This is a genomic window from Actinacidiphila sp. bgisy160, from assembly GCF_965342435.1.
GTDB lineage: Bacteria > Actinomycetota > Actinomycetes > Streptomycetales > Streptomycetaceae > Actinacidiphila.
In genome coordinates this window covers 55,720-67,881 of the sequence record NZ_CBDRCM010000034.1, presented here as the reverse complement: position 1 = coordinate 67,881, position 12,162 = coordinate 55,720, and the positions used below count along the sequence as shown (strand labels likewise).

Genomic DNA, 12,162 nt, shown 5'->3' with positions numbered 1-12,162 from the left:
CGGGATGCCGTCCCTCATCGTGCGGGGAAAGTGCCCCTGGTCAGTTCCTCGGACAGCAGCGTCGCCGCCACCGGTCGGCGCCGGCCTCCAGCGCGGACCCCACTGAGCAGCCGGCGGCGTTCGCGGCCGCCTACGTGCGCTTCGCCGCCGAGGAGCGCGCCCTGGGGCCGGCCCGGCGGCCCGGCCCCAGGCTGTCATGCGCTGCCGCCTAACGTTTGGTCAGGACCACGTCGGCGGTGACGGCGTCGCAACCGCGCGGTCGCACGGTGCGCTCGGCCGTCAGGTAACCCTCGGCGCTGACCGTCAGGGAGACGGCGCGTCCGGCCCGCGGGAGCCACAGCTGGTACGTGCCGTCGACCGCGGTGCTCAGCGTGTGCGCGCCCGTCCCGGTCCCGACCCGGACCGTGGCTCCGGGCAGCGGCGTGGTGCCGCCGTGCCGCCCGGCACCGCTGACGGTGCCGCTGAGGTGCGTCCAACCGGACGGCGCCACCACGGTCATGGTGACGGGCACGGTGACGGACGCGTACGGCCCGTCGCTGTCGATGACCAGCCGCGCCTGGTGCACTCCCGCGTCGGCAGGCCCCATGGAGCCGGCGTCGACGGTGACGGTCAGCTCGGCCGTCCTGCCCGCGGCGACGGAGGACGCGCTCGCCTTCCCCGCCAGCCATGCCACGTCCCCGTGGGGCGCGTCGTAGCCGGGCAGTTCGAGGGCCGACGTCTGCATCACCCTGTCGGCGCTGAGGCCGCCCAGGACGGACCAGCCGGGTGCCCCGGCCGCCCCGTACAGCGGCTGCGGCAGGTTCGGCAGCGCGCTCCACGTGTCCGTACCGGGGTCGTAGGCGTAGGCCTCGTTGGTCACCGCGCCGGCCCCGGCCAGCACGCCGCCGGCGGCCATCAGCCGGCCGGACGCGGCGGCCGTCGCGGCGCCCCAGAAGTCGACCGGCGGATCGGCGATGGCGGTCCAGCGGCCGGCGGCGCGGTCCAGGGCGTAGCCGACGGCCGTGGCGTGCGGAGGCTGACCGTCGCCCTGGTGGACACCGCCCGCGCAGTACAGCGTCCCGTCGACGGTCCCGCAGCTCTGCCAGGAGGACGGTACGGGGTAGGCCGGGCCCAAGGACCACGTGTCGGCCGCCGGGTCGTATACCTGGACGTCACGGGTGCCGCAGGAGAAGCTGGTGCAGCCGCCGATCACGTAGAGCCGGTCGCCGACCGCCGCCGCGGCGGAACTGCCGTACGCCTTGGGCGCGTCGGCGATCCGCGACCACGTGTCGCTCGCCGGGTCGTAGACCTCGCCGCCGGCGATCGGCGCGCCCGCGCGGTTCTTGCCGCCGACGACGTACAGCTTGCCCCGGACGAAGGCGTAGGCCGCGCCGCTGCGCTTGGTGACGGCCGGGGCGAGGTCCTTCCAGCTCGCCGTGGCCGGGTCGTAGGAGCGCAGTGCGGTGGTCCACTGCCCGTCGGGTGTCTGGCCGAGACCGGTGTACAGGACACCGTCGTACGCGGCCGCGATACCCCCGGTCATGGGCTGCGGAAGGTCCGCGAGGGGCTGCCACGCCTGCCCGGCGGTCGCCGCGGTGGCCCGGCCGGAGGCCGTGGTGGCGGCCGTCGCGCTGTCGAGCGGGTCGGGCCTGGCCGCCGTCCGCTGCCTGACGGCGCCGGGCAGGCGCGCCGAGGTGTCCGCGACGGCCTGCTCGCCGACGGCAAGAGAGGCCGGGGCGCCACCGGTGTTGCGCACCTTCACGGTGACGGTCTTCTTCTCACCCCAGGGGACGGTGACGCCCACCGCTTCGGGGGTGGCCTTCAGCCGGGACGGCCGGAGGGCGAAGTCCGCGGTGGTGACCGCCTCGTCCTTGACCTTCACGGTGGACGTACCGGCCGGATAGCCGAAGCCGGGCAGCCCGGCGGTGAATTCCCGGCGGCCGGTCCGGGAGGAGAAGGCCCAGTACAGCCCGTCGCCGACGGCCGGGTCGTCCGGCGTGGCGATGCTGCGGCCGCTGTCCTGCGGTGCCTTCGCGGCGGAGACGGTCGCCCCGACGACGCCGGCGCCGGTGTTGGCGTCCGTCACCCGGCCCGTGAGCAGCCCGCCGGGCACGGTGACCAGCGAGCGGGTGCCGACGGCGACGTTGTCCAGCTGCCAGATGCCGGTCAGGGAACCGGCGAAGTGGAAGCGCAGCCGCACCGAGGGCTTCCCGGCGTAGGCGGCGAGCGGAACCGTCTGGTGGGAGGGTCCCTCCACGACGTCCGTGTGGTGCCAGAGGTTCTCCCAGTGGTCACCGCCGTCGGTGCTCACGTCGATGTCGGCCGTGGGGTCGTTGAAGCGCCACAGACTCGGCAGCGCGGTGTCGAACTCCAGCGTCGGCCGGGTCTGCGCCGAAAGGTCGTAGTCGGGGCTGATCAGCTCAGTGTCGACCTCGCCCCAGCCGAGGGCGTAGTCGTCCACCTGGGCGAAGCCGCCGTCACCACCGGTCTGGTTGCCGCGGGTCAGCGGGTCGTCGAATCCCCATCCACCGGAGTCGGTGTGGTTGACGATGCTCCACCCGGCCGGCTTCGAGGCGGTGTCGAAGGACTGGAAGCCGCCGCCGGCGTAGTCGAAGGCGTAGCCGGGCGGGAGGGTGCCCGTGCTGACCAGGGGCAGCGTGAGGTCGGCGGTCTTGGCGGACGAGCCGAGCACGACCTTCGTCTCGGCCGGCCGGTAGCCGGGGTAGAGGCCGGTGGCGCGCAGGGCGTAGGTCTTTCCGCGCTCGAGGCGGACGGAGTAGCGGCCGGTCCTGGGGTCGGTGTGGACGGCGCCGGGTACGCCGTCGACCGTGAGCCGGGCGTACAGGCCCCAGCCGTGTCCGCCGCCGTCCCGGACCGTCCCGGAGACCGTGGCGGTCGGCACCGCCGCGAGCGCGGCGTCGCGGACCAGCTCCGCGCCGTCGGCGAGGGTGACCTCGCCCAGGTTCCTCTGCGCGTAGCCGAAGGCGTCGACCGTCAGCGGGTACGTGCCGGTGGGCGCCGCCAGCGACCACCTGCCGTCGGCGGCGGTGACCGCCGTGTGCGTGCCCAGCCGCACCGTCGCGCCGGACACCGCCTTGCCCGTGGCCTTGTCGGTGACCTTGCCGGTCACGGTGCCGTGCGGGCCGGGCCGGAAGGCGCCGACGCCCTTCGGGGTTCCCAGACCCGTCGGTCCGTCGTAGCCGGGTCCCGCGGTGCAGCTGTTGGCGGGCTCGCACGCGGGCGGGTCGTCCGGGCCGCAGGGCGCGCCGTTGGAGCAGTGGCCGTTGCTGCCGGCGGTCACGTCGTTGAGCGCACCGGGGGTGCGGTAGGGGTACGCGGCCGGGTAGGTGCCCTCGACGGGCGTCCCGGCCAGCGCGTACAGGCCGGCGATGATCGGCGCGGAGGCGCTGGTGCCGCCGTAGACCCCCCAGCCACCGCCGGAGTAGGTGTTGTAGACCGCCACGCCGGTGTCGGGGTCGGCGACCGCGCTGACGTCCGCCACCGACCGCCGGTCACAGCCGGTGCCGGTCTGGAAGGCCGGCTTGGGCTGGTACGCGGAGCAGCCGGAGCCGCTGCCGCTCCACACCGTCTCCGTCCAGCCGCGCGCACCGCTGTCGCTCCTGCTGAGCGAGGTGCCGCCGACCGACGTCACGTACGGGGAGGAAGCCGGGTAGCTCAGCCCGTGGCCGTAGTCGCCGGAGGCGAACACCAGGGCCGTCCCGGGGTGGTCGAAGTACGCCCCGTCCAGGGCGGCGAGGTCGGGGCCGTCGTAGTAGGAGCCGTAGGAGTTGGACACGTAGCGGGCGCCCATCGCCACCGCGGTGTTGACGGCGGTGCCCAGGTCGTCCGTGGAGTTGCTGTCGGCCTCGACGAGCAGGATGTGCGCCTTCGGCGCGACGGCCGAGACCATGTCCAGGTCCAGGGAGATCTCGCCGGCCCAGCCGTCGTTGGGCTGCGGGTAGTCCGTGCCCCCACGCTGGTCGACCTTGCGGAAGCAGCCGTCGTCCGACGTGCAGGGCGGCAGCCCGTACTGGGCACGGTAGGCGGCGAGGTCCTGTTCGGCATAGGGATTGTCGAACGCGGCCACGACCGCGATGGTGGCCCCGGCGCCGCCTTCTTCGGGCAGGTCGTACGCCGAACGCAGGTCGGCCGGGCCGAAGCCGTCAGGCGCGGCGGAGCGTGCGCCGCGGGTGCCGGCGGAGTCCGCCTGCCGCACCGCGAAGCAGCCGAAGTGCCCGGGCTGGGGCGTGCCGCACAGCGACTGCGTCGCGGGCGCGGAGTCGTCGGCGACGGCGGACCCCTGCTGCGACAGTTGGACGGCGAGTGCGGTCAGCAGCAGGGCCGCGGCCGTGCCGGTGACACGCTGCCACCGCGACCCCGTTGGCCGGGCAGGGGCACCCCTCGATGACCTGAAGAGGGCGCGTGAAGGACGGGGAACGGGCACAAGGCGACTCCGATGTCCGGCGGAGTGGGCAGGGCGGTACTCCGATAACGTTGTCGGACGACGGGGCGGTCGCCCGAAGAAAGATCGCGCGCCCTCGACTGCCGGGTCAATGGCTGGAGTTGGCGTCTTGGCGCCGCGTGTCGTGTTCCCGACGCCGCCCCGGCCGGTGCTATGCGGCGGCCCCCCGCGAACCCCGACGTTCCTCCCGGCGCCGCTACGCCCGGGCCCGTGGGCTGGCCCCTTCGGTGGCCGCCGTCTGGCACGGGTGGCCGGGGTCCACATAGGCGCCTCGCGCGGCGGCGTCACTGCGTCGTCAGGTGCGGTGAGCAGTTGTCAGGGCCGACCGCCATGCGCTGCTCACGGCCATCGGACGTCGACCGGCACCTTCCTGCCGTCAGGTCCAAGCGGTGGAGGCGCCGTGGAGGCGCACGGCTCGAACGGGGCCGGCCCCTGTGCCCTGCGACGAAGTCCCGGGCAGGCCCGCCGGATACGCGCCGGAAGCCACGGGAGACATGGCCCTTGCCCGGACTTGGCATCCGGCACGCCCCTGCTGTGCTGATTCCGTTCGCGTTCCGTACGACTTCTGCGTGTTTCATGGCTGACGGCCGTGAACACGGCGGGTACGATCCCGCGTGTCCACTGCCGTATCGCTCTGGGTGCACGCCCGGTATCCGGACTGACAACGTTGTCATCCAGAAACGGCGCGTGCGTATCGCGACGCTGGAGAGGTTACGTGTCCATCAGATCCCATCCCCCCTTGCCTCGTGTCACTCCGCCGAGGGCCGCCGGTCGGCGCCGCAGGCCACTGCGCGCGACGGTCGCGGCGCTGCTGACCGGGGCGCTCGGCCTCGGCGCGCTGGCGGGTGGCGGCGCGGCCGCGGCAGTGCCCGTCGCATCCGCGGGGACGTTTGGGGGCACGGACTACACGAAACTGGTCGACCCGTTCGTGTCGACCGCCGGCGACGACGGCAACGACCTGCCGGGCGCCCAGGCGCCCCACGGCCTGGCCAAGGTCAACCCGATGACCACGCCGAACCGCAACCACACCGGGTACGACTACAACGAGGACCAGATCGCCGGCTTCACCGCGACGAACCTCGACGGTGTCGGCGGCTCGGGCGGCGGCGGCGACCTGCTGGTCGTCCCGACCTCCGTGCAGTACGACAAGCGCCCGGCCCCCAGCACCTACGCGCACGCGTACAGCCACACCGACGAGACCGCGACACCCGGCTCCTACCAGGTGGGGCTCGGAGCCATATCCGGAACCGGGTCGTCGGTGAAGCGGGACTCCGGCACCATCAAGGCCGAGATGACCGCGACGACGCGCACGGCGCTGGAACGGTACAGCTTCCCGGCCGGGTCGGAGCCCGGGCTCGTCATCGACCTCGCGAACAACTTCACCAGCCGCACCCGCTCGACCATGAAGGCGACGACGCTCCCGGACGGGACCACGTCGATCAGCGGGCTCGTCGCGGGATCGTTCAACGGCGCCTCGTACAAGCTGTACTACAACGCCACCACGAACGCCCCCGTCACCTCCCTGAAGAGCTGGGGCAGCGACGGCAAGCTGAGCGAGGCGACCACGCAGGACGGCGCCGACACCGGCGCCGTGCTCGGGTTCGACAAGTCCCACGGGGACGACATCGAACTGCGCATCACGCTGTCGCCCATCAGCGCCGAACAGGCCGCGACCGACCAGCGCAGCGAGCTGGGCGACCTCACCTTCGACCAGGCGCGGGCGCGGACGAAGGCGGAGTGGAACACCGCGCTCGGCGCCGTCGACGTACGCGCCTCGGCGAAGTCCGACCCCGGGTCGGTGCTCACCAAGGAGTTCTACACGCACCTGTACCGCATGTACGCGCTGCCGGTGAACGCCACCAGCACCAGCGGCACGTACCGCGGCGCCGACGGCGCGGTGCACAAGGCCAATGGTTTCACCTACTACGACGGCTGGTCCACCTGGGACGACTTCCGCAAGTACTCCGTCGAGGCCTACATCGACCCGGCCACCTACCGGGACATGATCCAGTCGCTGATCGAGCTCTTCGCCGACCAGCGCACCTCCGGCAAGAGCCTCGGCAGCCTCACCCATTCGGTCCCGACCGTGCGCTGGGAGCGCTCGGCCGTGCTGGTCGCCGACGCGCTGTCGAAGGGCTTCAAGAACTTCGACCGGCTCGACGAGGCGTATCCGGCGCTGCTGTCGTACTCCGGCTACTACACGGGGACCCAGTTGCGGCAGGGCTACGTCACCGGTGACCCCGGCACGACCGTCCAGCGCGGCTACGACCAGTGGGCACTGTCCGTCATCGCCGACGCGCTCGGCCAGAAGGACGACGCGAAGAAGCTGCGCGCCCAGTCGACCATGGCGATCGACAACCTCGTGAAGTCCGGCGCCTGGACCGCGGCCGACGGCACCAAGGTCGGTCTGCTCACCCCGCGCGCCGCGAACGGCGACTGGCAGAGCGCCGACTACGAGAAGTTCGAGGCGGCCGGCCTCTACCAGGGAACGCTCTGGCAGTACCACTGGTACGACGCGTACGACATGGGCGGCCTCATCGAGGCCATGGGCGGCGAGAAGGCCGGCAAGGCGGCGGTCAAGCACATGTTCGGCGAGGACTCCGACGTCGACGACGGCTCGACCATGCTGCACTCCAACGCGAACGAGATCGACCTGCAGGCCCCGTACCTCTTCAACTACGTGGGCGAGCCGAGCCTGACGCAGAAGTGGGTGCGGGCCATCTACACCGGCACGACCTGGAACCGCTACATCGCGACCGGATCCACGAACGAAGCCCCCAGTTCCGGAGGGCAGTTCACCCCGCCGGTCAAGACCCAGGTCTACAAGCTGTCCCCGAACGGCTTCCTGCCGACCATGGACAACGACGCCGGCACCATGTCGACCATGTTCGTCGGCGCCGCCCTGGGCCTTTTCCCGGTGACCGCCGGCTCCAGCCAGTTCCAGATCGGCAGCCCGTTCTTCGACTCCACGACGATCACCTACGCCAACGGCTCGAAGTTCACGGTGAAGGCCGACGGCGTGTCGCCGGGCAACTACTACGTGCAGAGCGCGACTCTGGGCGGAAAGCGGTTCGACAACACGTGGCTGGACTACTCGCAGATCATCTCCGGCGGAACGCTGGAGTTCACCATGGGCTCCAAGCCCTCACCGTGGGGGGCCGAGACCAAGCCCGCGTACTCGCTGAACACCGACGGGGGCGCCACCGGTGACGGCGGCACGGGCACGGGCACGGGCGACACCGTCGTCTCCGCCCGTCCCGGCACCGTCGCCACCGCCGAGGACGGCACCGTCGACGGCAGCGTGAAGCTCACCCTGTCCGGCCCGGTGACCTTCGCCGCCCACAAGGGCACCAGTCTCACCACGACCGGCGCGGCGAGCATGACCGGCCTGCCGAAGGGTGTCACCGGGGACCTCCGCGTCAGCGACAGGCGGACGGCGACGCTGTCCCTCACCGGCACCACGGACGTCGACGCCCGCTTCGGCATCACCTTCCACGACGCGGCCTTCGCCCACGGCGTACCGGCCTCCACGGTGAACGGCACCGGGATATCCCCGGCCGACCCGCTGCTCATCTCCGCTGCCGCGGTGCACCGCAAGGCCCTTGGCGCACTCGTCGACCAAGCCTCGCTGGTGCGCAGCGGCAGCTACTCCGACGGCTCCTGGAACCTGTTCCGGTCGGCACTCGAACGCGCGCGGACCGTCCTCGCGGACGCCGCCTCCGCGACGGGCACGATCATGGCCGCGGACGACGCGCTGCACTCGGCCATCGACGCGCTCACCATTGACGAGGGCGGCTACGCCGTCCTGCAGGCCGAGGACCCCGACGAGAAGCAGGGCCCCAGCCTGGTCAGCGAGCGGAACAACTCCGACGGCAACCTCGGTGGCGTCACCGAGGGATCGTGGGAGCGGTTCACCAAGCTGGACTTCGGCGGGGTCGCGCCGCGCAGCGTCTCGGTCCGCTACGCCAACTCGCAGCCGACGACCGCCAAGCCGAGCAGCGTCGACATCCACGCCGGCACCGCCGACGGCCCCGTCGTCGCCACCGTCTCGCTCCCCGGGACCGGAGGCTGGCAGTACTGGAGCACCGTACAGGCGGCCGTCACCGACCCGGACGCACTGCTGGGCGCGAGGAGCGCGACGTTCGTGTTCCACGCTCCGGCCGGCCGGCAGTGGGTGTCGAACTTCGACTGGTACCGGTTCTCGCCGTACGAGGTCCAGGCGTCCCCCACGACCACGCTCGCCACGCTGACCGCGGTGAACAGCACCACGACCGGTAACGGCTCGCTCCCGCTCAACCTCGGCAACGGCATCTTCGAGAACGTGACGAACGGCGCGTGGGCGCAGTGGAAGGACACCGACCTGGCGAGCGGCGCCGACACCGTGACCGTCCGCTATGACAAGCCCCAGTCGCGGGCGGCGTCGGACTCGCACATCGAGCTGCACCTCGGCGCGAAGGACGGTGCGAAGAGCGTCGCCATCCCCCTCGACTACAGCGGTTCGGGCTGGGGAACCATCGCCACCACGAGCGTGGACCTGGACCCGGGCGTCTTCACGGGCGTCCAGGACGTGTACGCGGCGTTCGTCTCCAGCACGCAGACCTCCGCCCAGCCCTATGTGGCCAACATCCACTCGCTGGCCCTGACGCGGACCGCCGGCGCCCCCGTGGGCTTCGACGCCACCGCGTTCGGCTCCCACAGCGGCGGCGGCCTCAAGAGCGAACCCGTCGGCTGGACCGGCTCGGGTTCCACCACCGACCTCGGCGGCACCTACAACGGAGCCTGGCTGAACTACGGGGACATCGACTTCGGCGGCTCCCCGAAGAACACCGTCACGATCACCTACGTCAACAACTCCGCCCGCTGCGGTACCGGTTCCGCCGTCCAGCTCCACCTGGACTCCTTCGACGCGGCCAACCCCGGTACGCCGTACGCGACCGTGCCGCTGCCGGTCACGGGAACCGCGTGGTCGTCCGGCGGGACGACGAGCCTGACACTGCCCAAGGCGATCACCGGCACGCACAGCGTCCACCTGCGACTGGCGACCACCCCCGACGCCTCGCACCCGTACGTGGCGAACCTGGGCCGGATCACCTTCGACCACGTCGAGACTCCCGCCGCCACGGACAAGTCCGCGCTGCGGAAGGCGATCGATCAGTACGAGGGGCTGTCCGACGACGCCGAGCGCTACAACATGATCGACTTCGGTGTGTACCGGCGCGAACTCGCGGCCGCACGCGCCCTCCTCGACGCCGACGACGCGACGCAGCTCGAAGTCGACACGCGGACGCGCAGCCTCACCCTGGCCGCGGGCCAGCTGGTCCCGCTTCCGCGGCTGAGGCTGGAGGACCTGGTCACCACCGCGTCGGCCCTCGACAACGACCGCTACACGGACGCGTCATGGAAGGCGTTCACCGCGGCACTGACCGCGGCGCAGACCGCGGTCGCCGACGAATCGGCGACGGACGCGACGCTCACCGCCCGGTACGACACCCTCCGTCATGCCCGGTTCGCGCTCACCACGAAGCCGAAGACGGTACCGGCCGCGCCCGACGCGGTGTCGGCGACCTCGTCCGGCACGAGCGTGACCGTCGCCTGGTCCGCGCCCGAGGACACCGGCGGCTCACCGGTCACCGGCTACCGGATCACCCTCAGCGACGGCCACCAGATCGAGATCAACGATCCGGACGGCCGGAGCGCGGCCTTCACCTGGTTGCGGTCCGGCAGGTCGTACACGGCACGCGTCCAGGCGGTGAACGCCGTCGGCACCTCGCAGCCGAGCGCCGCCACGGCACGGGTGGTCACCGGCGGCGGCAAGCCGCAGAAACCGGCCGTGACGGGTGTGGTCACCCACGGCAAGCAGGTCCGTGTGACCTGGCAGGCGGCCGGCGACGGCGGGTTCCCGATCACCGGCTACACCGTGGCCCTCGACGACGGAACCACCACGCACCTGCCCGCCACGACGGACACGGCGCTGCTCACGACCACGGGCAAGGCCAAGGCGCACTCCGCCACCGTCACCGCGGTCACCCTGGCCGGAACCTCGGACGGGTCCGCCGCGACCGTGCCGGTGACCACTCCGGCGACCGCTGAGACCAACGCCGCCGACCCGGCGTACGAGCCGTCGCCGTTCCCGGACGACACGCTCAACGCCACCTACGCGTCGGACAAGTGGCCGGGCACCGGCGACGGGACCGGCTACTTCCTCGGCCTGCTCAACGGATTCGACGACCTCGGCTCCGGCATCCTGGCCGCCAACACCAAGGTGCCGGGCGGCACCCCCCTCACCGCTGAGAACGACCGGATCGCCGTGCGCATCAACAACGCGGCGACGCAGAAGGAGGTGAACCGGGCCGAGGTCGACGCGACCAACAGCTCCACGGTCACGATGGCCGACGGCCTCGGCTCCCGGCTCGGCCAGATCTACCTCGACGCCCTGAACGGGGGCCGGCTGCCGAAGACCAGCGCGCTGTTCTCGCGCGTCACCAAGGGCCTCGACAAGGGCGGAGCGGCGAAGGACCACTTCGGCTACCAGCGCCCTTACGTCCGGCTCGGGTTCGTCGGCGACGGCGGCGCCGTCTACGAGTCGCAGGACGGCTCCTACAGCAGCCTCACCACCAGCGGTTCGTACCCCAGCGGCCACGCCTACGGCGGCTACGAGGCGGGGACGATCCTGGCCACGCTCCTGCCGGAACTGGCACCGTCGATCCTGGCCCGCACCTCGGAGTACGGGGACAACCGCATCGTCCTCGGGTTCCACTACCCGCTCGACGTCATGGGCGGGCGGATCTCCGGACAGGCCACCGTCGCGCACCGCTGGGCGGACCCCGGCTTCGCCAAGCTGCTGCTGCAGGCCCACACCGAGATGGAGAACGTACTGCTCGCGCTGTGCGCGAAGGAGGGCTACGGCGACACGCTCGCGGCCTGCGCGGGCGATTCCTACGGCGGCCTGACCGCGGCGCAGCAGGTCGACCTGTACACGCGGCGCCTGGACTACGGGTTCTCCCAGGTGGGGAAGTCCGGGCAGGCCCTCAAGGCGCCGTCCGACGCGGCGGCCCTGCTGATCACGGCCTTTCCGGACCTGTCGGCCGAGCAGCGCACCCAGATCCTGGAGCAGACCGCGACGGACTCCGGTTTCCCGCTGGACCTCACCGCGGACGGCGGAGCGAGCTGGGAGCGGATCAACCTGTCGGCCGCGATGGCGGCGAAGGTCGTCGTCAACGCCGACGGGTCGGTCAAGGTCACGAACCACACCGACGCCACCAAGGCCAGTGTCGCCGACGCCAAGGCGATCACCGTCGCAGGCGTCGCGATCGACGGCGTCGACCCGGCCGTGTCGACGTACGTCGTCGACTGGCCGAACAACAGGAAGATCCCGGCCCTCTCCGCCGTACCGGCCGAGTCCGGCGCTCAGGTGAAGGTCACCGACGGCAGCTCGGTCCTGTCCTCGACCGGGCACCGGTTCACCACCCGCACCATCCAGGTGACCTCGGCCAACGGTTCGGTCACCCGGACCTACACGGTCGGGTTCCAGCTCACGGACCGCGACGACCGACCGGTCGCGGCCGGCGGCAACGGTGGTGACCGCATCACCGGGGCATCCGACCCGCTGAGCCGCGGAGGCAACGGAACCGGCTCCGCGGGCGGCGCCGGATTCTGGGCCCCGGCGACGGAGTGGGCGAATCCCCTGTGGATCCCCCAGGCGTAAGGCACGACCCGGCCAC

At 72.0% G+C, this 12,162-nt stretch carries 2 protein-coding genes; one reads left to right on the top strand and one right to left on the bottom strand.

Features of this window, described 5'->3' with window-relative positions; translation table 11 throughout:
• Nucleotides 1-208: 208 nt before the first annotated feature.
• Entirely contained in the window at nucleotides 209-4,423 is a 4,215-nt protein-coding gene (locus ACRWNP_RS24550) for a carboxypeptidase regulatory-like domain-containing protein (RefSeq protein WP_431964830.1), read from the bottom strand.
• A gap of 757 nt (nucleotides 4,424-5,180) precedes the next feature.
• On the opposite strand from ACRWNP_RS24550, the gene ACRWNP_RS24545 reads away from it, so the two are divergent.
• Nucleotides 5,181-12,146, top strand: coding sequence for a glycoside hydrolase domain-containing protein (locus ACRWNP_RS24545; RefSeq protein ID WP_431964828.1), 6,966 nt, complete (start codon nucleotides 5,181-5,183; stop codon nucleotides 12,144-12,146).
• Nucleotides 12,147-12,162: the final 16 nt, after the last annotated feature.